We start from the raw sequence: 23,227 nt of genomic DNA, 5'->3' as shown, positions 1-23,227 counted from the left end.
GCCGCTGCAGTTCCAAGTCAAATGCCTTCCGATTTCTCTGTTAAATTCTACGGGTGCCGCGGAAGCATTCCGGTCTCAGGCACCGATCACGTCCGCTACGGCGGCCAAACCTCCTGTCTGACGGTTCGCGCCGGGTCGCGCGAGATCATCCTCGACGCCGGAAGCGGGCTGGTCAGCCACAGCAACGACCTGATCAAACGCTACATCGAGACGCAGCAGCCGTTGGAGACCTATGTCTTCATCACGCACGCGCACCTCGATCACCTCATCGGACTGCCCTACTTCGCACCGATGTATATGCCCGATGCGAGCGTGTCTATCTGGGGCCCGCAGAACATGCGCTTCGATTCGTTCGAAGAGACCATCGACGCGTTCATGTCGCCGCCGTTCTTTCCGGTGCCGCGCTACGAGATGCAGGCCGACTTTCGCTTCGCCGACATCGGCGAGGCCGACGTCATCTATTTCGTCGAAGGCCAAGACGCGCCTATTCAGTGTCGGCCGCGACACCCGCGGACGGCCGGTCAGGCCCCCGATCCGAGTCAGATCGAACTGACTCTCGAGTGCATGCGCGGCTACAACCACCCCAAGTCCGGGGTGAATATCTACAAGATTAGCGCCGGCGACAAGACGCTGGTCTACGCCACCGACACCGAGGGCTTCGTCAAAGGCGACCGCCGCCTCATCGAGTTCGCCCGCGGCGCCGACGTGCTCATCCACGACGCGATGTACACCGAGGAGCGCTACGTCTCGATGCCGGTGCCCACGCAGGGCTACGGCCACTCGACCGTCGAAATCGCCGCCAGCCTCGCCAAGGCGGCCGACGTGGGGCAGCTCTTCTTGTTCCACCACGACCCGGGCAACAACGACAACACGCTCGACGAACTCGAAGCGCGTGGCAAGGATTTGTTCGAGAACACATTGGTGGCTCGCGACGAGATGGAAATCACTCTCTGAGCGGCGCCCTCGAGCTGAGCTTCGCCCTCCCCCAACTTCACCTCATACAAGCGCGACATACCGTGCCTAATCTCGACTACCGTTTCGACAAATATACCGAGGAGTACCAGGCCGACGAGCTCGAGCGCGTGCGTGAATTCGCCCGCGACATCGAACTCCCCGACCAGGTGAGCATTGAAATCGGCAGCAACCGCGGCCGCTTCATCAAAGGGCTCGCCGAGCGCTTTCCGGATCGATTCTTTCTGGGCATCGAGTGGACCAAGAGCCTGGCCGACGCCGCCAAAGGCCGGCTCGAGCGAAACGAGATCGCAAACGCGCGCGTCATGCAGGCCGACGCCAACCACGTCTTGCCCATCGTCATCGACGAAGGCCAGGTGCGCGAACTCTTTCTGCTCTTTCCCGACCCGTGGTGGAAGACTCGCCACCGCAAGCGTCGCGTGATCCAGCCCGAATTCCTCGACTTGCTCGCCCCGAAGATGATCGAAGGCGGCAAGCTGTGGATTCGCACCGACGTCGGCCCATTCGCCGACGATATGCGCGACACGCTCGACGCTCACGAGGCTTTCCGCCCCGTCGACGTCTTCGATTACCCGCTCGAGCCCTTCCCTCGCAGCACTCGCGAGCGCCACGTCATCCAGGCGGGCATCCCCATCCACACGTTGTATTACGAAAGAATCTGACAGACGGGCTTGGCGCCCTCGAACGGGGCGCCAAGTGTTTGAATCAGTACGCGACGTCGAAGCCGTACAGGTAGCCCCGATTCGAGAAGGCGAAGCCTGCAGTCGAGCCGAACACGACGCGGGTGTTGAAGCCGGTGGAGGGGTCCCACTTCATCAGCGGGTAACCCGTCGCACGATCGAGGACGTACATCGGCCCGCTGGCCGTGGAGACGAAGAGATAGAGTTCGGTGGCGGTCAGCGCCACCGGTGAGTTGTCCGTGAAGCGGAACGCCCAGCGGGTCGTGCCGTCCTCGGCGCCCACGGCGACCAGACGCCCGTTGGCGGTGGCCGCGTACAGCGTGTCTTCGCCGTAAATGAAGTCGGCAATGCCAGACAGGGGCACCTGCCAGATCTGCTCGCCGCTGGTCTTGTCGAGCGCGTACAGCCCGCCGTCGTAGGAGGCGGCGAAGAGCCGCGACCCGGCGACCACGGGGTCTTCGTCGGCGTCGATGAACTCGGTTTTGCCCCCACTCAAATCGCTCTGCCAGAGCACCTCGCCGGTGTCGATCTGCAGGGAGACCATCACCCCGTCGGCGAAGCCGCAAAAGACGCTCCCCTCTTCGACGACCGGCTTGGCCGTCTCTTTGATGGTGAAGTACTCGGGCGCCGGGCGCCGATAACTCCACAGGCGCTTTCCGGTGGCGGCGTCGGCCGCGATCAGGTCGTCATTGCTGGTGGTATAGAAGACTCGACCCTGCGCGTAGGAGGCGCGCGACTCGATGGAGCCGTCGATCTCCGTCGACCACAGGGTTTCGCCCGTCGCTTCGTCGACCGCGTAAAAGCCGCCGGTGAGCGTCCCTACGTACACGCGACCGTCTCCAAAGGAGGGTTCGGCGTGGATGGGGCCGTCGAGCTTCACACTCCACAAAATCTCACCGTCGCCGCCGCGAACCTTCAACAGCATGCCGTCGTCGGTCCCCACGAAGATTTCGTCGGTGCTCTTGCGGTAATGAGGCGTGGAATACTCGCGCGGGCGGTACTCCCAGGCGCCGGGAGGGTTGACCAGCTGTCGCCAGCTAATCTTGAGGTGCGGGCGCGTGGCGAATGGCTCGCGGTCGTACGGCGCCTCCTTTTCGATATCCTGAGACGCCGCACAGCCGGCCAGAGTGCCGGCAGAGAGTACGGCGCCCAGGCCGATCAAGAGAGCCGTGCGCACACGAGAGCGAAAGTGGTCTGTCATTGCAGAGCCAAACAATCAAAGAAGTGCCAATCGTCGTTCGATTTCGTCGCGGTACGGCGTCTCGGGGTCCGACTCGAGGATCTCGTGGTACAGCTCTTTAGCCTTGTCGGTCTTGCCGGCGGCCTCGAGCACCTGAGCCTTCTGATACATGGCCAGGCCCTCGTAGCTGGCGTCGACTTCGACGAGCTTGTCGAAGTTGGCGGCCGCTTCGTCGACATTACCTTTGGCGCTGTGCGCCGTCGCCAGTCCGAGGTAGACCACCGGAAGCATCGCTTCGTCGGTCTCACCGCCGAGGTAGGCCTTGTAGAGCTCGACGGCCTCGTCGGGCTTGCCGAGTCGGTTGGCCGCGGCGGCCTTGGTCAGTCGCGCGGTCTGCGCCAGCGCGCCCGAGCCCTTGGCCGACAGCGATTTGTCGGCTTTGTCGTAGATGGCCTGCCAACGCTCCGTCTCCGAGGCGAAGACCTCCGCGGGAGGATCGACCTCTTCGGCCTGCTTGATCAGGTCGAGCTCTTCGGAGCCTTCGACCGGAGCCGCGTAATCCCACAGCGCCGGGCTCAACGTCGAGGAGGCTTTGACCTCTTGGCCTTCGATATAGGCCGTGCCCACCCAGACGCCGATGATCGCGACCACCGCCGCGATAACCCCGCCGATGACGAGGTTGCGATTTTGCTCTACCCACGAGGCACCACGCATCGTCGCCTCGAGAACCGGGTCGGACGCAGCAGGTGCGCCGGCCTGTCCCTCGGGAGCTTCTGCTTCGGGCTCCTCGCCGTCGGTGCGCTTGCGAATCTTGATTGCCATATATGTTCTCCGTAACCTGCGGGTCCGCAGCGCCTCTTTAGTCATCAAGTCGGGCGGACAGTTCCAGACAGGGGCTAAAAGCTTATTTTGAAGTCAGCGGTCGACACGAGCTCTGTAGGACGCGTCGAGCATCCCCGAAAATCGGCCGGGCCAGCGAGTCGCGGACTATATTGTTGCCACTTGTGAGTGTCAACCAACGCCGATACCACGTAACTAGGTGCGCTCGATTTTCCAAAAACTTTAACTCAATCAGTGCCATGACCATTCCAGCCCGCCTCGACCGCCGCCTCCGCTCGTTCACGCCGGCCTTTTTTCTCTTCTGTCTGTTGGCCGTGCTGCCCGCCCAGGCCAGCGCCAGCGACGGCTACGCCCAGTTATGGGGCGCGCTCAACCTGGCCAACGCCAACGCCGTGAGCGACAACGGCCAATGGGGGCCCGGCGCCCAGATCGGCGCGCGGGTGGGCATCACCGACTTTTGGAGCATCGTCGGCGGCGTCGAGGGCAGCTACCACTTTGCCGAGACCGAGGACGATATCCCCTCCAGCCAGGTGCTGGGCCTCTTCGGCGGGTTTCGCTACAACCTCGACGTCTTCCAGTACGTCCCCTACGTGGGCCTGGCCATCGAAAACTTCGTCATCGCCCCGCCCGACGCCCCCGGCGTCAACCGCGCGGCGGTCGGCGGCAAGTTCAGCCTCGGCCTCGACTGGCGCTACAGCCGCAACTGGTCCCTCGGCGGCATGATCGAGCTGCACGCCCCGCTGACCGACCCCGGCGACTTTCCTATCTATTCGACGATTGGCGCGAACTTGGCGTATCACTTCAGGTTGTAGTCTATTTGGGCGGACAAACTACATCTTGAGGGTCGCGTTTTTGGACCACTTCCGATTCTCGACCCCCAAATTGTAGTTTGTCTGCAAAAATGGCGCGCATTTTTGGACCACTTCCGATTCTCGACCCCCAAATTGTAGTTTGTCTGCAAAAATAGCGCGCGTTTTTGGACCACTTCCGATTCTCGACCCCCAAATTGTAGTTTGTCTGCAAAAATAGCACGATCTTGCGGCGACACCCTCCGCAGTGCTATCACATTGCGAGTTCTAAATTATTTCGTGCTGTTTGGGTGATGTTGCGCAACTTTTTGCCGGCGGCATCACCCGATCCGTTGCCCCCCTGTAGCCGCCGACATGAAAGACAAGCTCAAAGACACTCAGAAGTACGCCATCCCGGTGATCATCGTCATCGTCATCGCCGTCTTGGCGGGATTGGCCGGCGAACAAACCATCAACAAATGGTTCGGCGCAGTCGTCGAGCCGATGGGGGCGGTGCTCTTCTGGAGCCCCCCGCTGCCGGTGCTCGAGGAGATGCCGCTCATCGTCATGGTGCTCTTCGGCGGCGCGCTCTTCTTCACGCTACGCTTCAAGTTCATCAACCTGCGTGCGTTCAAGCACGCCATCGACGTCACCCGCGGCAAATACGACAACCCCGATGACCCCGGCGAGGTCTCTCACTTCCAGGCGCTAAGCTCCGCGCTCTCGGCCACCGTCGGCCTGGGTAATATCGCCGGCGTGGCCATCGCGGTGAGCATGGGCGGCCCGGGCGCGGTCTTCTGGATGATGGTCGTCGCCCTGTTCGGCATGACCAGCAAATTCACCGAGGTCAGCCTCGGCCAGATGTACCGTCGCATCGACAAGAAGGGCGACGTGCGCGGCGGCCCCATGGTCTACCTGCGCGAGGGCCTGGCCGAAATGGGCGGCTTCTTCAAGCCCCTGGGCGTCGCGCTGTCGCTGATCTTCGCCATCTTGTGCATCGGCGCCTCGTTTGGCGGCGGCAACATGTTCCAGGCCAACCAGAGCTTCCAGGCGATGACCGAAATCGTGCCCTGGCTCGGCGGCGCCAAGGCCCAGGGCGAGGTCGTGCTTCGCGCAGACCAACCGCGCGAGTGGGACCTGCCCCCGCAGGTCGTCCGCTTCAACGTGCCCTCCGCGAGCGAGTCCGAAGACGCCACCGAGCGCCACTACGGCCCCGCCGGAGCCCGCTTCACGGTGACCATGGACGACTGGAAGCGCGAAGACGGCGCCTTTGTGGCCCGCGTGCCCATCGTCGCCGAGCGAGCCCATACTCGCTACAACGTGCGCGCGAACTCCGTCGCCCAGATGCAAATCGGCGTCATCGAGGGCCGCGAGATCAAAGATTGGGCCCAGCCCGAGGGCGTCGCGGTGGTCAACCCCGAGCCGATCGGGGGCGGCGAGAACGAACGCGGACTCGTCTACGGCCTCATCTTGGCCGTGCTGGTCGGCCTGGTCATCATCGGCGGCATCAAGAGCATCGCCAAAGTCGCCGAGAAGATCGTGCCCACCATGTGCGGTATCTACGTGTTGGCCGCGCTCGCCGTCGTCTTCATGAACATCGAGCAGGTCCCCGAAGCGGTCGGCATCATCTTGAGCGAGGCGTTCAACACCGACTCGATGTGGGCCGGCGGGCTGGTCGGCGTCTTCGTCCAGGGCGTGCGGCGCGCCGCCTTCTCGAGTGAGGCAGGTATCGGTTCGGCGGCCATCGCCCACTCGGCGGCCAAGACCAACGAGCCCATCCGCGAGGGCGTCGTCGGCCTGCTCGAGCCGTTCATCGACACCATCATCGTCTGCTTCATGACCGGCATCGTCATCGTCATCACCGGCGTGTACGCCCAGCAAGACACCATCGGCCTGGCCGGCATCTCGCTGACGAGCAAAGCCTTCGGCTCCGAAATCGGCTTCTTCCCCTACGTCTTGTCGGGTGCGGTCGTGCTCTTCGCCTTCAGCACGATGATCTCGTGGAGCTACTACGGCGAGCGCTGCTGGACGACGCTCTTCGGCGCCAGCCAGTCGATGCCCTACCGCATCATCTTCCTGCTCTTCATCGTCCTCGGCTCCATCTCGAGCCTGGGCAACGTGCTCGACTTCTCGGACCTGATGCTCCTGTCGATGGCCTTCCCGAACATCCTGGGCGCGGTCATCCTGAGCGGTAAGGTGGGCGATCGCCTCGAGAAGTATTGGGCGAGCTACAAGAAAGGGGAGTTCGAGACGTACAAATAGTCCCCCTGCGGAGCCGGGGCTTGCCCCGAGCGTAGCTCTCGCCGGTGCAGCCCCGCGGCTTGCCGCGGGGTTTTGACGTCAACAACCACATGGGTTCTCCATCCCAATGTGCAGCCCCGCGGCTTGCCGCGGGGTTTTGACGTCAACGACCACATGGGTTCAACAACGCAATCGTACACGTCGCCCATTGGTGCGATGAATTGTGATGATTGGGGCCATCGAGTGGGGGCCGCGTTCAGGAGTTGCGGCGATCGACATGGACCCGTGTTCAGGAATGGCACGGTTTACCCCAAGGCAAGCCTTGGGGCTGCACGGGCGTTGGCTACGCTGGGGGCAAGCCCCCGCTCCGCTAAAGCATCACTCCTCGCCACGCCCCCGCAACACCGTCTTGATCGGCGTCCCCTCGAACCCGTACACCTCACGCAATTTGTTCACCAAGTACCGCCGATAGCTCGGTTTGACGCCCTGCGGGCGGTTGACCGAGAACAAAAACGTCGGCGGGCGCGTGGCGACCTGCGAGGCGTAGTAGAACTTGACCGGGCGGCCCTTGTGCATCGGCGGGTTGTGCTGGCCCAGCGCCTGCTCGAGGAAGCGGTTGGCCTCCGAGGTGGAGATGCGGCTGGTGTACTGCTCGAAGACCTCGTCGACGCGGTCGAGGATCTTGTGGACTCGCTGGCCGGTCAGCGCGCTGACGAACATGATCGGCGCGAAGGCCATGAACGGCATCTCGCGGTGGATGGCGTGGACGTACTCGCCGGCCGTGGCGGTCTCCTTGGCGACCAAATCCCACTTGTTGACGATAATGACGCACGCCTTGCCGCGGTTTTTGACCACGTCGGCGATCTTTTTGTCCTGCCAGGTGATGCCCTCGGTGGCGTCGATGACGAACAGGACGACGTCGGCGCGGTCGATGCTGCGAATCGCTTGGACGACCGCGTACTCCTCGAGCTGGTGCGAGATCTTCTTTTTGCGCCGAAGCCCCGCCGTGTCGATGAGCAGGTACTCCTGGTCGCCGCGCGCAATCCGCGTGTCGATGGCGTCGCGGGTGGTGCCGGCGACCTCGCTGGTGAGCAGCCGGTCTTCGCCCAAAAGCGCGTTGATCGTGCTCGACTTGCCCGCGTTGGGCTTGCCGACCACGGCGATGCGCGCGTGCATCTCGTGGGCTTCTTCTTCCTGATCCTCGGGGATATGCGAGCACACCTCGTCCATCAACTGGGCGACGCCGTGGCCGTGCTCGGCGCTGATCGGGTACAGCTCGGTGCCCAGCTCGTAGAATTCGCCGATATGGCGCTCGGGGTTGACCGGCGAGTCGATCTTGTTGACCGCGAAGAGCACCGGCTTGGTCGCCTGGCGCAGCATCTGGGCGATCTCGCGGTCGGCCGGCAAGATGCCGTCGCGCCCGTCGAGCAAGAAGACGATCAGGTCGGCCTCGTCCATCGCCAGCTGCGCCTGATTGCGCATCTGGCGCAGCATCGGCTCCTCGGCCTCGGGCACGAACCCGCCGGTGTCGATGACCGTGTAGCGGTTGTCGTACCACTTGCCGTCGGCGTACTGCCGGTCGCGCGTCACCCCCTCGAAGTCGTGCACGATGGCATCACCGGTCTGCGACAGGCGGTTGAACAGGCGACTTTTGCCGACGTTGGGTCGGCCTACAATGGCGATCAAGAAGCTCATGTTGCGGGGTCTCGGGATTTCGGAAGATTCGGGGGCTCGGGGTCACCACGGGGAGCGCAGGGGGCACGGAGAACTACTCTGTTGGCCTTTCCCCGTGGACTCCGTGCTCCCTGTGGTGATTCTCGGGATTATTCGTAGCCGAATCGCTGCAGCGCGTTGGGGTCCTCGCTCCACTCCGACTCGACACGAACAAATGTCTCTAGGAAAACCTTTCGGTGGAAAAACGACTGCATCCGCGCGCGCGACTCGCGCCCGATGGACTTCAGCCGGCTTCCGCCCTTGCCGATGACGATGCCCTTCTGGCTGTCGCGCTCGACGTGAATGATGGCCGAGATCTCGAGCATATTCTTCTCGGCGTTCTCCACGAAGCGCTCGATCTCGACGGCCACGCTGTAGGGCACCTCTTCGTGGGTCTGCTCGAGGATCTGCTCGCGGATGAACTCCGCGGCGATGAACCGCTCGGCCTGGTCGGTGAGCATATCCTCGGGGAAGATCGGCGGGCCCTCGGGCAGATGCTCGATGAGCACCTCGACCAGCCGGCGGATATTGTCGCCCTTGGCCGCGCTCACGGGCACGACCTCGGCGAACTCGTAGCGCTCGCTCAAGTCGGCGATGACCGGCAAGAGCAGGTCTTTCTTTTTGACCAGGTCGACCTTGTTCAACAACAAGAAGACCGGCTGGTTGACCTCCGAGAGCTTGTCGAGGATGAACGCCTCGGTCGAGGGCACCTCGTCGTAGCGGTCGAAGTTGTCGACGTACTCGGCGGCGTCGATCACATGGCAGATCAGGTCGACCTCGTCCATGGCGTCGAGCGCCGTGGAGACCATCGCCCGGTTGAGCCGCTTTTTGGCCTTGTGGATGCCCGGCGTGTCGACGAAACAAATCTGTCCCTTTTCAGGGAACGTCCGCACCCCTAGAATCCGGTTGCGCGTCGTCTGCGGTTTCGCAGTCGTAATCGCCAGGTCGACGCCCAGAATCCTGTTCATCAGGGTGGACTTACCGACGTTCGGCTGACCAATGAGCGCCACGAAACCGGCGTGAAAGTCAGCAAACTCTTCTTCGTTCTTCAACGGCTCTTCGATGTCGTTTCCCATATCTCGACCAACCCGTTCCATTCGGGCCCTTGTGATCCTTGTGTTGTGCGCTTGGATGCTGGGGGGCGTCGTCGCATGCGAAGACCCGCAGCAAACTCAAACGCAAGCGTTCGAGTACGCCGAAGCCCATTATCGCGCCGGCGACTATGACGCCGCGCTGGATGGATATCAAGCGTTTCTCGAGGCATATCCACAGAGTCCTCTAGCAGAAACTGCCGAACTTCGCATTCGCTGTATTCATCGCGAAGTGCGCTCGGTGCTCATGCGCAAAGATATGCCCCGGCCGCGCTACGTCGGCGCCGCCAATCAGAAACAAGCATCGAACGGGGCCCAAAAGTCCAGCACGAATCGAACCCCCCAGCCAAATAATCGGCTGAACAATAACGAAAACAAGCAGGATACGGACTGATGACTCACCTGGGCATCTTGATGAGAGCGCGACTCGCCGGGCTGCGAAACCGCGCTTCGGGGCGCTCTGCGCGCTGGTGGGCGGCGCTCGTAGGTGCCATCGTCGTGCTCGTCGGCGGCCTCGGCGCGCTGGGCCACGCGGCCGCCCCCGGCCTGCTCGAGCCGCCCGCCGACGTGGTCACCGCCATGGGCGTGGCCGGCGAGGACGAGAGCTTGCCCGCCGGCGCCGCCGCGCTCGAGGCCGCCTTCTGGCTGGCTGCCCTGGCCTCCTCGGTGCTCAACTTCCGGGTCATGGAGCTCCTCTTTCGCCGAAAGGACATCCGCGCCGTCGAGCCCTACCCGCTAAAACTGTACGCCCTGTACGTCGACCGCCTCCTCGCCGCCCTCGGCGAGGCGCTGGGCGCCGCCCTGCTGCTCGCCCCCTTCTTCATCCCGCTGTGGTGGCACGGCGGCGGGCTGGCCGCGGCCACCTGCGTGGCGCTCATGGCGCTGGGGCTGCTCACCAGCTCGGCCATCGGCTTCGCGGTGCAACTGAGCGCCGGCTCGACGATGACCGGCAAGCCCTCGCGCACCAAAGATGACAAGCGCAAGGGCGAGACGCGCGACATCTACGGCGGCGCAGGCCAGGTCTTTTTGTACTCCCCGGGCGTCGCCCTGGCCGTCTCGGTCATCGTCATCCTCCTCGCCAAGCTCGTGCTCGGCGAGGTCATCAAGGCCGGCGAGCCCACTCGTGCTTTTAGTGTGGGCCTGGGTATCTTGGGCGCGTCCTTCGCCGTCGCGATCGTCGTCTCGTACCGCCAATTCGTCGCCGGCTTCCCCCGCATGGCCGCGCGCTTCCACGAGGCCGATTTCGTCGGCTACGAGGTCTCCGCGCAGCACCAAAAGAGCGAGTTCGGCAAAAAACGCCTCGGCGAAACCCTGCTCCCGCAGGCCGCCCGGGTCGTCTTTCGCGCCTACGCGCTCCAATTTGGCCGCCGCTACATGCTCGCCCGCTGGACCTACGGGCTCGGCTGGCTCGCCGCCGGCATCGCCGTCTTCCGCCTGAGCGAAGCCGCCCTGCCCGGCTGGCTCGTCGTCACGCTGCCGGCCATCGCCGCGGCCACCCTGGTCAACCCGTGGGTGCGCCTCTCCGCCCCGCGCATCCGCCCGACCTACCAAAACCTGCTCGCCCTGCCCCAAAACGCCGACCTGGCCGCCGCGGTCGTCTTCGCCGTACGCGAATGCCTGCTGGTGACCGCCCCCTACGCCCTGCTCGTCCTCCTCGCCCAGGGCGTACGCTACGGCGACTGGCTCACAGGCCTCGCCTACGCCGCGCTCGCCGCGGGCGCCTGCCTCGCCCTCAACGGCGCCATGGCCCTCGCCTGGCGCCTCGCCGGCCGCTCCCGCGTCGCCGAGCTCTTCGTGCCCCTCGTCGCCGCCATCGGGCTGGTCGCCCTGGCGAACGTCTCGCTGTGGGCGATGGCCGTCGCCGAGGTGGTGTTGCTGCTGGGACACGTCGCTGTAATCGAGCGTCGCGAGCTTGCGACTTCCTGAATCGTCCTCGCGACGACTCGAAACGCCCTCGAAGCGCTCCGGGCTGGTTCGCGACGACTCGAATCGTCTTCGAAACGCTCCGGGCCGGCTCGTAAGTCACCGGGCGCCCCTGCAACGCCCGCGGGCCTTGCTGCAAGCTCTCCGCACGTCCCTGTAAGATCTCCGGGAGCCCCTTCCAAATCTCCGGGGGACTTTGCGACGTCTCGAAACGTCTTCGGGACCCTCTGAAACCTCCTCGCAAAACCTCGGGCGCCCCTGCAAATGTCGACCCGGGACTCCCTACGGTCGCCCCGGGCTACCGAGGCCTCGCGGACAGCGCTCGGCGCGGCGCCGGACGACGGCGCCTTGGTGGCCGAGTTGACGATGGAGGACAATTGGGCCGCCAAGGCGCGTAGTTTGCGCCGCGCCGGAGTGAAGCGCAGCGAAACGAAGGCCTCGGTAGCCCCGGGCGACCGCAGCGAAGCGAAGGGAGTCCGGGGAGTTGAGCCCTCCCTTGTCGACAGAGTCGCCTATCAGTTACAAAAGCGGCCCACACAACATCACCTTTGCACGGGACGCGACCATGCCAGAGAAGACCCTCGATCCCCCTCGCCAAGACGGGCGCAACGATGCGCGCACCTGGGCGCCCGAGCCGCGCCGCGCCGAACGAGAACTCGCCGCGCGGGCCACGAGTGACCGCCAGGTGTGGGCGCGTATCCGCGAGGTGCTCGAAGACGACCAGGGCCGCGTCGTTCCGTTCGCCGAGCTCGCCCAGGCTTGCGAGCTGAGCGTCTCGGAGGTTCGCGAGGAGGTCGCCGCGATGGCGGTGGCCTGGAGCGACGGTGACCGCCACCCGCCGTTGAACCACGGCGCCCTTCGGCCTTATTTGCAGGTCCACGGCGCCCGCCTCGATTTCTACAACGACGTCTTCAACTCCCTCGTCTATCCGAGCCCCTATGTCGTCGAGGAGCTCGTCGTCGACGAAGACTACGTGCGCCTCGACGCCCTGCTCGCCGAGATCGACATGCCGAGCCCCGGCCTGCCCGACGGCGCGCCGCAGCTCGCGTGGCGCAACGGCGAGGCCCTGAGCGAGGCGGCGGTCCGCTGGTACACCACCCATCTGCTCTCCGAGACGCACTATTTCCAGCGCGGCTTGGCGCCCGACGAGGCGCGCCACAAGCCGGTGCGCGGCGCTGCCGAGCTGGTCACGCCGGGGCTCTCCGACGAGAGCCTCGCCGCCTTCGTGCGCTGGGTGGTCCGCCAGCGTCTTCCCGATGCCTTGCAGGCGAGTATCCCCGAGGGGAGCAAGGTCGCCGTCGACGCGTTGGGCGCCCTCAAGATGGACGGTGGGCTGCGCCGACCGCTCGAAAGCGTACGCGGCGTCGACCGCACCGAGAGCTACGTGCTGTGGCGGGCGCGTTGGGGCCTGCCGCACCCGCCTGACATGCTCGAGCGGCACTGGCCGCGCGAGGACGAGCCCAGCGGCACGCTGGACTTCTGGAAGGCGATGGCCGTCCACACCCTCGAGCGAGCACTCGCGCAGCGGCGCACCTTTGGGTACTACCACCTGCGCAATAACTACCTGTGGCATCCTGTGGCTCGCGACGCCGTCGAGGGCGCGGTCTTTCGCACCGACGAGGGGCGGCTGGTTTGGGTCCAGGATGGCAAGCTCGTCGACGCAGACGGCACCGTGCGCCTCGGCCCCGACGACACGCTCGTGTTGGCACATCCGGCCACCGATCTCGAAGACTGGCCCGATGTGCCCCTTGAAGACCAGTTCTCACAGCGCACACGCTCGGTCCTCGACAGCGACGACCTGCCCGAGCTGCCCGTCGAGCCACTCGCGCACGACCTGTGGCGAGAACGCGCCCGACAGCTCGCCCTGTACGGGTTGCTCGCAGAAGACTACGGAAGCGGGCGCAACCGCCGCAGCGCCAACACCACCCACGCCTACCTGGCCATGGGTGACCGCCAGCTCTACATCAAGCACAACGGCTACGGTGACGGCTACGGCGGGCCGAGCCGCCCGGTCCAAATCGAAGAGTTTCGGCTCGGACGTACCGAACACGACGGGCCGGTGCACGCAGCGGAGAAGACATCCGGGTGGGACCAACTCCCGGCCGACCTCCGCTCGGAGGCGATCCTGCTGATGCGTCAGATACTGGGCGAAGCCCCCCTTCCCGACGTCCCCGAGCAGATGGGGCCGCCGCAAGAGCCCTCCGGCGCCGACGAGTCCACCGAAAGCGACGCCCTTGGGAAAGGATCGCGTGTGCGCGTCACCAGCGGAAAAAACGAGGGCGTCGAGGGGCGTGTGTTCTGGTTCGGCGACAGCAAATTCGGGCCGGGCAAGCGCGTGGGCATCAAAGGCGACGATGGGGAGACCCACTGGCTCGACGCCGACGACGTGGAGGTCATCTGAGCTCTCCTGACGAGCATGGACAGGAGAATTGAACTACACGCCGCGACGTATTAGAACGTCGCCACCATGAACGACACGAACAAAACACGCCTTCATATCAGCAACCTCGTCAAGCGCTACCGGCGCCTGACCGCCGTCGACGGGTTCTCGCTCGACGTGGCCGCCGGGGAGTTTGTCGGGTTTATCGGGCCGAACGGCGCGGGCAAATCGACCACCATGGGCTGCGTGGCGGGCATCCTGGCGCCGGACGGCGGCTCGGTGGAGGTCGCCGGGGTCGACGTGGTCGAGAATCCCGTCGAGGCGCGCCGCCATATCGGGTTCGTGCCCCAGGACCTCGACCTGTACGACTACCTGACCGGCGACGAGTTCTTGCGCTTTGTCGCCCAGATTCGCGGCGTCGAGGGCGCCGAGCAGGACCGACAAGTTGAAGAACTACTCGAACTTACCGAGCTGACCGACGCCCGCGACCGGGTTGTGAAGGAGTATTCGGGCGGCATGGCCCGCAAGATCGCCATCTGCGCGGCGCTTATCGGCCCGCCGGAGCTCTTGCTGCTCGACGAGTCGTTCGTCGGCCTCGACCCGGAGTCGACGCTTCGCATCCGTCGGCGCCTGCAGCGCTACTGCGACGAAGGCGGCGCGATTCTGCTGTCGAGCCATATCCTCGACATGCTCGAGCGCATCTGCTCGCGGGTGGTCATCATGGTCGACGGCAAGCTCGAGCGCGACCTGAGCCGCGACGAGCTCGAAGACATGCTCGCCGGCGGCGAGTATCGTGATTTGAACGCGATTTACCTTGAAGCGACCGGCAAGGTCATCGACTGACCGGCTTATTGGCCAACCTGTTTATTGGCCAACAAGCACCTGCATGCGCTCCTGCCCCCGCTCGACGAGCGCCGAATAGCCCCCGCCGACGCTCCTCACCCACACAATTCGATCGCCACGCTCGATGCCGGCCTCGGCGGCCGCGCAGGTCGGCGAGAGTACGTCGGCGAGCCACGCATCCCCGTCAGGGACGAGCTCCGCGCCCAGGATCTGCTCGATTCGGGCGCGGGAGTTGATGCGCCCGGGCGGGACGTCGAGGCTCAACAGCGGGCGGTCGAGCGAGACGATCGCCTCTTTGGTCGTGTCGACCCGCGTCAGCGACAGGCGCGCCCGGCCCTCGCCGCGGCGGCCGTCGAAGGCGACGAGCGTCCCCTCGAACGGCGCCTCGAGCTCGACCGGCACCGGCCTGGTGCCTCGACTTGTGCCCTCGAAGAGCTTTCGATCGCCCTTCCAAAGCTGCAGCAACGCCCCCGAGACCGCCGAGCCGGTCGAGTCGACCACATACAGGTCCACGGCGCTCTGGACGGGCTCTTCGGTTAAAGTATCACTTTCGCTTTCGGCGTTTTCGCCCGGCTCGTTGGTCTCGACGACCGTGCGGTTCCCCTCCACGACCACCTGCGCGGCGAGTCGCTCGAGTTCTCCGTTTCCGATGCGGGTGGGCCCGCGCTCGAGGTCGACCGAGACGGTCTCCTGGCCCTCGCCGTGGCTCAGACGGCGCATGAGGCGGGCGAACCCGCTTTTCTTAAGTGTCACATGAAGGTTTCCGGGCGGCAGCGCCTCGAAGGTGGCCGTGCCGTCTTCTGCGGTCTCTTTGGTCAGGTGGACGAGCCCCACAAACCCGCGCGACACGCGCACCTCGGCCCCGGCGACCGGCTCGCCTTTGTCGTCGCGGACCTCGACGGTGAGCGGCGAGGCGTCCAGAAGCTTGGCGTCGAGGACGTCTCCCTCGGCGCGGCCTTCGGTCGACAGCTCGCTCCAGAAGGCGTGGCTTCCGTCGGCGGTGCGCGCGAAGATCTCGTAGGTGTGCATCTCGTCGCCCCACAGCGTCGAGGCCTGGGGCGCGGGCAGCGCAATCGTGCCGCCCTCGGGGGCCTGCATCGTGGGCGGCGGATAGATGCCCGCCATGCCCACCGTCGCCTCGACGGCCTCGGAGGGCGCCTCGCCGCCGGGCGAGAAGCGCACCGCGAAGCCGGAGGGCGAGACGATGATGCGCGGTTTTTGATCAATTTTTGGCGCGTGCGCCCGGAACACTTTAGGGGCGCTCGCCGGTTGTTGAGTGCGCGCCGGCTGGTCGTCCTCGGGACGCGCGTCCTCGCTCGTCGACCACAACACCGCGGCCACACCGCCGCCCAAGGCGATGAGAACGAGCGCGATGATGAGGGATCGACGATTCATAGCCATCGTTGAGTAATTACACGGAACTTTTGAGCTTTGATAGTCGCACTTCGGCCATTGAGTCGCCCAGCACGCATGCACCCGTTCTTGGTGGTTGGTTCTTGGTTCTTGGTCGATGTTTCGACGCCGTTACCAAGAACCAAGGACCAAGAACAGCTGCAACTGTCCTGAAGGTTCATCATGTCAGGCGCTTTTCGAAAGTCATAGAACACATGCACTTGTACTCAATAACGCATTCGAGCAGTTGAAGAAAACCCGGCGCTGAACTAAACAACCTGCAGGCAGCACTCCTGCTGGCCTCACGTAGTCTAGAGGACCAACTACCATGGAATTATGGCCCTGGGACATCGAACTCGAGCGCGACACCTCGGTGACGCTCGACGTGTTCGGCAAGCCGCTGCGCGTCGAGCGCATCAACCCGACGACGTTGCGCTACGGGTTCGGCGACGACCCGCAAGGGGCGAAGCTCGTGGGCGTTTCGGAAACGGCGCACAAGCTGCGCTTTGTTCCGACCTTCGGCCCCTTGCCGCTGCTCATCTTCCCGCAGACCCAGCTTCTGTGCCCGTCGGCGTCGTCGGTGCGCTGCGTGCTCCGGCTTCCGCTGCACCTGCAGGTCGGCGTGGGCGACAAGGCGGGCTTCAAGAAGCTCGACGAGCTCGCCCCGCCCTCGCTGTCGCGCGCGCTGTACGGGCCGGTCGATTCGGGCATGCTATGCACCTCGATTCACGCGCCCAACGCCAGCTCCATCGAGGAAATCAACCGCACCGCGCCCATCGAGCAACACCAGGCGCGGCCGCACGCCGACGAAGCTGAAGTATCGCCCGAAGATACCCGGGAGCTCGTCGCCTACACCTATTTGCGGGTGCGCAACAAGACCGAGGAGCCGCTGCAGGTCACCAAGGTTATGGTCCCCGCCGGCGGCATCTCGCTGTACGGCTCGGGGCGCTACGTGCACACCAACGAGGTGAGCATGCGCTTGATGAGCGCGCAGGAAGCCGAGCTCGACTTCCTGAAGTGCCCGGTGCCCAACACCGTGCCGCTGGCCGATTTGGGCGGCGCGCGCACAGACATCGCGCCCAAGAAGCGCCACTTCTTCTCGCACGACTATCGCAGCAAGACGGGCCTGGAGTTCGGGTTTTAATCGATGAAAGTACTGAGCGATATCACGACGAAAATCGGCGAGATTTTCAGCCCCCAGAGCATCGAGACGTACGTCGTCGCGCTGCTCATCTTCGTGGTCGGCTGGGTGCTCGCGCGCAGCCTGGCCAAGGGCGTCGAGCGCTTCATGCGCCAGCAGGGCTCCGAGCACGGCGCCGCGGTGGGCAAGAAGGTCGTCTTCTACGTGGTCCTGCTGCTCGCCACGTTCGGTGCGCTCACCCAACTGGGCGTCAAGCTGACCGGCCTGCTCACCGCCGCGGGCATCTTTACGGTGGCCATCGGCTTCGCCGCGCAGACGAGCGTCTCGAACGTCATCTCGGGCCTATTCTTGCTCGTCGACCGGCCTTTTTCGATCAACGACACCGTCAAGATCGACCAGACCATCGGCACGGTTGTCAACGTCGACCTGCTGAGCACGAAGGTGCGCACGTTCGACAACCTGGTGGTGCGCATCCCCAACGAGGCGCTGCTCAAGAGCACGATCACGAACTACACGCTCTTCGAGGTGCGCCGCATCGATATCCCCGTGTCGGTTGCGTACTCGACCGATCTCGGCGAGGCTCAACGCGTGCTCAAAGAGGTGATGCGCGACCACAAAGCCGTGCTCGACGAGCCGGAGCCGGCGGTGCTCGTCGAGTTGCTCGCCGACAGCGGTATCACGCTGGTGGTGCGCGCCTGGGTGGTGCGCCAGGACTTCATCACCGCCAAGAGTGAGCTTACGCAGGCCATCAAAGAGGCGCTCGAGGCGGCGAAGATCGAGATTCCGTTCCCGCAACGCGTCGTCCACCACGTCTACGGCGAGCCGAGCGCGCCTGCGGCGCCCGAGAGCCCGTCGAAGCACGTCGAGAAGGCGCAACCAGTTATTGAGACGTAATCGGTGCGGGGGCATCTTGCCCTCGTCATCGGTGCGGGGGCATCTTGCCCTCGTCATCGGTGCGGGGGCATCTTGCCCTCGTCATCGGTGCGGGGGCATCTTGCCCTCGTCATCGGTGCGGGGGGCATCTTGCCCTCGTCATCGGTGCGGGGGGCATCTTGCCCTCGTCATCGGTGCGGGGGGCATCTTGCCCTCGTAATCGGTGCGGGGGCATCTTGCCCTCGTAATCGGTGCGGGGGCATCTTGCCCTCGTAGGCGAGAACGAGAATGCAATCGCTGCGAAACTCGAGGTTAGTGTGAGTAAGTCGGCCACAACGATTCGCCCGATGATGCGGCCCTTCGTGCTGCGACCGACCGGCTGGGCCGCGCTGCCCGCGGCGTTCGTGGCCGCGGCGAGCTTCTTTTTCTGGGCGCCGCTGTCGATGGCGCTGGGCGAGTGGGCATTTTTGGTCCCGGCCGTCTGCGCGCTGATCCCCCTGCTCGTGCTCGTCGAGCGCATCGCCCGCTACCGCAAAACCGAGTACGTCGTCCGGCCCGACCGGCTGGTGGTGCGCACGGGCAGCATTTTTACGAAGCGCGCCATCGAGCTCGACCTCGAGAACGTGACGCTCGTCGAGTGGCATAGCCCGTACTTGCTGCGCCTGTTCTACGGAATCGGCCACGTCACCGCCCAGGAAGCGGGCAGCGCCACCCAAAACGCCAAGCTCGCCTACGTCGAGGAGCCCGAAGCGCTCTACCGGCGTATCGCCGAGTATATGCGCGAGCGCGGCTTCTCGATGCAACGCGCCGAGACGGTGCGCCAGGAGCGCCCCGGCCCGATGGGCGCGCTGCTCGACCTCCTGGGCCGCATCGCGGCGTTCATCTACGCCGTGGGCATCTTCGGGGCGACCGAAGGCGCCGACCTGTGGACTCTCTTCGCCGACGACACCGGCCCCAGCCTGCTGCAACTGCTCGAAGGGAATTACGAGGTCTTCTCGGACACCGCCTTCGCCGTCGAGATGCTCGCCCGGATGCGCGTGGGCGTCTTCGTGCTCGGCGGGCTCGGTTTGTTGGGCTCGGGGCTGTACCTGACGCTCACCTACATCGACCTTTTGCGCCGCAAATACACGCTGCACGACGACGTCATCGACTACGAAGACGGCTTTTTGACCAAGACGCTGCGCTTTATCCCGCTGGAGAACCTCGCCGACACGAAGCTGTCGCGCCCGATTCACAAGCGCCTGTTCGGCTTCGGCGACCTGAAGGTGAGCTCGCGCGGCGCCGGCAGCGAGATTGTGTTCGAGAGCCTGCCGCGCGGCAAAGACTTCGCCGCCGCGCTCGAGGGGCTGTTGGAGAAGACGGAGAGGCCCGCTGCGGGCTCCGATGTCGGCTCGCTCGAATATGTGGTGGAGCACGACTCGGCGCCGAGCGAGTCGAGCCTGCCTGCGCGCACCTTCAAGCCGAAGGCGATGCGCGCCGTGGCGAAATCCCTGCTCGGCCTGGCGCCGCTGACCTTCTTCGTGCTGGTCGGCCCGTTCATCGCGGTGATGGCCGGCGACACCATCGAATTGGGTCCCTTCGCCATCGCGAGCTTCGGCGCGCTCGCGCTCGCCGCGCTGGTCTTCATCGGCGGCTTCGGCGTGTTCGGCGTGGCCTCAGCGCTCATTAAGACGATGGCGACCGACTACAGCTTCGACGAGCGGCGCGTGAGCGAGACGTTCGACTTCTTGTCGAGCCGGCAGACCAAGTTCAGCGTCGACAAGATCACGTCCATCTCGGTGCTGCGAAACCCCATCGACCGCGTCATGGACACGATGACGGTGCGGCTGCGCTCCATCGGCACCGCCGAGACGATCGACCTGCAGCATATCGACCACGATTTAGAGTTGCTGAGCGAGCTTCGAAAGGCGCTGGGGCTGCAAGTCGGCAAAGATGCGCGCGCCGCGACGGCGAGCCTGCAACCCGACTACACGATGCTCGGCGAGCTCAAGCGGCATATCGGCGTCTTCGCGCTCGTCCCCGCGCTGTGGGGCGTAGCCGCGCTGGTCTTGGCGCTGGTCGATGCGCCGACCGCCGTCCAGATATCCCCGTGGGTCGCCGGGCTGAGCCTCGGAGTCCCGTTGGCGCTCATCGCGCCGTATCTGCTGTGGCGAGGCGTCTACTACCGGCGATTCCACGGGAGCCTACACGACGGCTACGTCGACGTGACCGGCGGGGTCTTCTTTCGGTTCCAGCACCTGTCTGCGTTGCGCCACGTCAAAGCCGTGCACAGCGTCGAGTATCCGTTGTCGAATCACGGAGACCTGTATCTGGCCACCGGCGGCGGCTTCTCGATTGGCGTCGCTCACCTGCCCGAGCTCGCCGCTCGTCACCGCCAGATCGACGCGCGCTTGGGCGAGCACCCGCCGCGCGGCGGAGCTGCGGCGCCGACCCCCGACGAGCGCCCGCGCCAACCAGTCGGCTACGCGCCGCACGTGGGCACCGAGTTGCTCCGTCACCTGCGATTCGTCTTCACGCTCTTTACCCTGCCCGTCTCCGGCTCCTGGGTGTGGCTCGTGAGTACCCGCACCGACTACCTCATCGAAGGCGACCGCATCTCGACGGCCACGGGCATCGTGTACCGCCGACGCTCCTCGGTGCGCTTCGACCGCATCGACCACCTCGAGACCGGCCGCAACTTCGCCCACGGCCCGTTCGGCACGGCCGACGTCGAGGTCTATACGGTGGGCAGCATGGCGTGCGACCTGACGCTGCGCGCCATCGCCCAGCACGACGTGGCCATGGAGCATATTCGGCGGCGCACCGAGACGCGGTGAGTCGCGGAATCGCCTAAAATCTGCGACAATCCCCGCGACTGCCTTTATTTCAGGGGAAACCTCGTGGAATTTATCTGCTCCATCGCGTGCACGCTGCTCTTATTCGGCGCCGTCTTCGTTTGGGCGCTTATCGACCGACGCCTCGAGCGCAGCTTCCTTCGCGACTTCAGCGAAGTACACGGGCTGCAACTCGCCTATGCGACCGAAGACCCCACTGAAGACGTTGCGGCTCGCATGAGCGGCGACTGGCGCGGGCGCCCGGTCGAGTTTTCGTGGGTGCGCACCTCGAACGGGCTCGAGCGAAAATCGTTCACCATCCTGCGGACCACCGTGCGTGGCGACTCATTGCCGAAGTTGAGGGTGCTCTACCGCACGCATCTCCCAGAAGCCGATTTGGGGTTCACCGCGCGCCTCCAAAAGGTCACCTCGGGCCTCGCCGAGGTCGACGACGAGTTCGCGTTCATCGGCACTCCGCCCGATGAGGTCCGCGAAGCGCTGCAAGACGAGAATACTCGCGAGCCGCTGCTCACCCTGATTCGCGAGGCTTGGAGAGTACGAGATTATTCGGTGGAGGTGCGCACCGACGACGACAAGGTCGACGTCGTCTTGCCGCAATTCTGCAAAGACGCCGCCGAGGTCGAACGACTCTTCGATGCGCTGATTGCCTGCGCCGATCAGATAGAGAGTTGGTAGGGGGACGTGGTTTACCCCAGGGCGAGCCCTGGGGCTGCACGGGCGCTGGCTCCGCTGGGGGCAAGCCCCCGCTCCGCGTCCGCGATCCTGCAAGCGGAGCGGCTGCTTGCTGCCCGCGGAGCTCGCCCCGTTGTTTGGGGCGCCCGTGCAGCCCTGCGGCTTGTCGCGGGGGTTGGACGCCGACAATCACATGTGGTCGATGAGTCGCAGTTACGAATTGAACCGTTTGACCACGCTTTCGGCGAGGCCGGCGACGCTGCGTTGGTCCATCAGGGCGTCGAGCCAGCTGGCCTGGCCCTGGGCGGCGGGCTCGTGCTCGAGCATGGCGTCGCCGCCGTCTTCTTGGCATTGGGCGAGGTAGGCTTCGACGAGCGGGTGGTCGAAGCAGGTCTCCATGAACGAAACCGCCTCGTCGCAGCCTTCCCACAGGTCGGCGCAGGCATGGACGAAGTCGCCGGCGTAGTCGCGGCTGCCCAGATAGCCGGGCACGCAGCTCTCGGCGTCGACCTGGCGGCCGCTCAAGAGATGAAAGACGTGGATATTGGAGACGAAGGCACGGATGAAAGTGCCTGCGGACGCCTCGGTCTGCCCGTCGGTGAATTGGGCGAGCGCGAGGTTGTAGAGGGAGGCGGGCTCGACGGGGCCGAGCCGGTAGTCTTCGATGGCGCCTTTGATATCGCCGGTCATGTGCCGGATTTCGCCGGCCATGTAGCGGCACCCGTCGTAGTCGACCACGTTCATGTTGGCGAGCGCGTCGAATAAGGGGAGCGCTTCTTCGTGGCGATTGAGGCGGCACAGCGTCAGCGCCCTGCCCTCCATCGCGCGGAGGTAGTCGTGGTTTTCAGGGGCGCGCCAGTCGACTTCGCCGTCGGCGGCCACCGGAAACGCGGCGGCCATCGCCTGGGCGTAGCATTGCGAGGCTTTGGCGTAGTCGCCCATCTCCCAGTGCACCAAACCCAGGTGATTCGAGAACTCGGGATCTTCGGGGAAGGTCTCGACGCCCTGCTCGAGATACTCGAGCGCGCGGTCGTAGTTTTGGGCGGCGAGCGCTTCGAGCGACCGCTGCAGGAGCCACTCCCTGCACCGCCGCTCGAAGCGTTCTCCACTCACGGGCGCTTCGGCGCCCTCGGCCTGCTCGTCTCGGAGCAGGCGAGTCGACTCCTCACACAATCCTTCGAGAAGCACTTTAAGCTTCTGGTGGGTCTCAGGCCGCAGATCGTCGATGCGATCGAGGGCGGCGAGCAATTGAGAAGCGTCATCGAGGATCTCGAGCAAAACTTTCATCGCGCCAAACTCAGCGAAAATTATAGGCACACACTCAACTCCATTCGGGCACCTAGATTGACGGGGATCGGCGCACGGGTCAAGAAATTACTTCAACTTTTTCGTGATAGTTTGTTCGAGTGCTGCTTTAAGAAATTGTTCCGTTCGGCCAGTGGTTGCTTGTTGGGGCGGCCCCTCCGCCTCGCTTCACTCGGCACCTCCCCAAGCGCTGGACGACGCGCTGGGGAGGGGGATTGCAGGTAAGGTGCTCTTTGCAGAGAGGCAATCCCCCTCCCCAGGACGTTGTTCAGGCCGTGGGGAGGTGGTCGAGCGCTGTCCGCGAGACCGGTGGGGCCCCTGCGAAAAGCAAGGGACTCCAGTTGCGCAGCCATTACACA

Annotated in this window: 18 protein-coding genes; 12 read left to right on the top strand and 6 right to left on the bottom strand. The window is 64.8% G+C overall.

Annotated features, from left to right (window positions below; translation table 11 throughout):
- Positions 1–21: 21 nt before the first annotated feature.
- Together FIV42_RS28155 and trmB are read left to right on the top strand one after the other, a co-directional pair.
- On the top strand, positions 22–954 hold the full coding sequence (locus tag FIV42_RS28155) for an MBL fold metallo-hydrolase (RefSeq protein WP_168211001.1): 933 nt from the start codon (positions 22–24) through the stop codon (positions 952–954).
- A 62-nt stretch (positions 955–1,016) separates the two neighbouring features.
- Complete coding sequence (gene trmB, locus FIV42_RS28150; protein ID WP_168211000.1) at positions 1,017–1,634, top strand: tRNA (guanosine(46)-N7)-methyltransferase TrmB; 618 nt, start codon at positions 1,017–1,019, stop codon at positions 1,632–1,634.
- A 43-nt stretch (positions 1,635–1,677) separates the two neighbouring features.
- Here trmB and FIV42_RS28145 read toward each other — a convergent pair whose 3' ends face one another.
- Both FIV42_RS28145 and FIV42_RS28140 read right to left on the bottom strand, forming a co-directional pair.
- A complete protein-coding gene (locus FIV42_RS28145) occupies positions 1,678–2,853 on the bottom strand; it encodes an outer membrane protein assembly factor BamB family protein (protein ID WP_141200920.1) in 1,176 nt (391 codons plus the stop codon).
- Positions 2,854–2,868: 15 nt separating this feature from the next.
- Entirely contained in the window at positions 2,869–3,654 is a 786-nt protein-coding gene (locus FIV42_RS28140; protein WP_168210999.1) for a YfgM family protein, read from the bottom strand.
- 257 nt (positions 3,655–3,911) lie between these two features.
- Here FIV42_RS28140 and FIV42_RS28135 point away from each other — a divergent pair, with 257 nt between their 5' ends.
- Positions 3,912–4,484 (top strand): outer membrane beta-barrel protein, encoded by a 573-nt coding sequence (locus tag FIV42_RS28135; protein ID WP_141200918.1) that lies wholly within the window; start codon positions 3,912–3,914, stop codon positions 4,482–4,484.
- Between the two features lie 351 nt (positions 4,485–4,835).
- Positions 4,836–6,722, top strand: coding sequence for an alanine/glycine:cation symporter family protein (locus FIV42_RS28130; RefSeq protein ID WP_222615336.1), 1,887 nt, complete (start codon positions 4,836–4,838; stop codon positions 6,720–6,722).
- Positions 6,723–7,079: 357 nt separating this feature from the next.
- On the opposite strand, the gene der is transcribed toward FIV42_RS28130, so the two are convergent.
- Positions 7,080–8,396, bottom strand: a complete 1,317-nt coding sequence (der, locus tag FIV42_RS28125) for a ribosome biogenesis GTPase Der (protein WP_141200917.1) — start codon at positions 8,394–8,396, stop codon at positions 7,080–7,082.
- 128 nt (positions 8,397–8,524) lie between these two features.
- Positions 8,525–9,490 carry a GTPase Era gene (gene era / locus FIV42_RS28120; RefSeq protein ID WP_141200916.1) on the bottom strand — a complete coding sequence of 322 codons (966 nt, stop codon included), beginning with the start codon at positions 9,488–9,490 and terminating at the stop codon, positions 8,525–8,527.
- A gap of 55 nt (positions 9,491–9,545) precedes the next feature.
- On the opposite strand from era, the gene FIV42_RS28115 reads away from it, so the two are divergent.
- The 4 genes from FIV42_RS28115 to FIV42_RS28100 all read left to right on the top strand — a co-directional run bounded on the left by FIV42_RS28115 (position 9,546) and on the right by FIV42_RS28100 (position 14,651).
- Positions 9,546–9,899, top strand: coding sequence for a tetratricopeptide repeat protein (locus FIV42_RS28115; RefSeq protein WP_141200915.1), 354 nt, complete (start codon positions 9,546–9,548; stop codon positions 9,897–9,899).
- Positions 9,899–11,431, top strand: a complete 1,533-nt coding sequence (locus tag FIV42_RS28110; protein ID WP_141200914.1) for a hypothetical protein — start codon at positions 9,899–9,901, stop codon at positions 11,429–11,431. Before FIV42_RS28115 ends, FIV42_RS28110 begins: the two co-directional genes overlap by 1 nt.
- Before the next feature lie 562 nt (positions 11,432–11,993).
- Positions 11,994–13,829 (top strand): DUF4132 domain-containing protein, encoded by a 1,836-nt coding sequence (locus FIV42_RS28105; protein WP_141200913.1) that lies wholly within the window; start codon positions 11,994–11,996, stop codon positions 13,827–13,829.
- Between the two features lie 66 nt (positions 13,830–13,895).
- Entirely contained in the window at positions 13,896–14,651 is a 756-nt protein-coding gene (locus FIV42_RS28100; RefSeq protein ID WP_141200912.1) for an ABC transporter ATP-binding protein, read from the top strand.
- Positions 14,652–14,672: 21 nt separating this feature from the next.
- Here the strand turns inward: FIV42_RS28100 and FIV42_RS28095 are convergent, their stop codons facing one another.
- Entirely contained in the window at positions 14,673–16,046 is a 1,374-nt protein-coding gene (locus FIV42_RS28095) for a carboxypeptidase-like regulatory domain-containing protein (RefSeq protein WP_141200911.1), read from the bottom strand.
- Between the two features lie 325 nt (positions 16,047–16,371).
- On the opposite strand from FIV42_RS28095, the gene FIV42_RS28090 reads away from it, so the two are divergent.
- The 4 genes from FIV42_RS28090 to FIV42_RS28075 all read left to right on the top strand — a co-directional run bounded on the left by FIV42_RS28090 (position 16,372) and on the right by FIV42_RS28075 (position 21,566).
- Complete coding sequence (locus FIV42_RS28090) at positions 16,372–17,187, top strand: hypothetical protein (RefSeq protein ID WP_141200910.1); 816 nt, start codon at positions 16,372–16,374, stop codon at positions 17,185–17,187.
- Between the two features lie 3 nt (positions 17,188–17,190).
- On the top strand, positions 17,191–18,078 hold the full coding sequence (locus FIV42_RS28085; RefSeq protein WP_141200909.1) for a mechanosensitive ion channel family protein: 888 nt from the start codon (positions 17,191–17,193) through the stop codon (positions 18,076–18,078).
- A 296-nt stretch (positions 18,079–18,374) separates the two neighbouring features.
- The gene (locus tag FIV42_RS28080; RefSeq protein ID WP_141200908.1) at positions 18,375–20,873 is read left to right on the top strand and encodes a PH domain-containing protein; all 2,499 of its coding nucleotides are present in this window, start codon (positions 18,375–18,377) and stop codon (positions 20,871–20,873) included.
- A 63-nt stretch (positions 20,874–20,936) separates the two neighbouring features.
- Complete coding sequence (locus FIV42_RS28075; RefSeq protein WP_141200907.1) at positions 20,937–21,566, top strand: hypothetical protein; 630 nt, start codon at positions 20,937–20,939, stop codon at positions 21,564–21,566.
- 210 nt (positions 21,567–21,776) lie between these two features.
- On the opposite strand, the gene FIV42_RS28070 is transcribed toward FIV42_RS28075, so the two are convergent.
- The gene (locus FIV42_RS28070) at positions 21,777–22,850 is read right to left on the bottom strand and encodes a tetratricopeptide repeat protein (protein WP_141200906.1); all 1,074 of its coding nucleotides are present in this window, start codon (positions 22,848–22,850) and stop codon (positions 21,777–21,779) included.
- Positions 22,851–23,227 lie beyond the last annotated feature (377 nt).

This window comes from Persicimonas caeni, assembly GCF_006517175.1.
GTDB lineage: Bacteria > Myxococcota_A > Bradymonadia > Bradymonadales > Bradymonadaceae > Persicimonas > Persicimonas caeni.
Note: the sequence above shows the minus strand (reverse complement) of the source record. Positions and strands in the feature narration are given on the sequence as shown.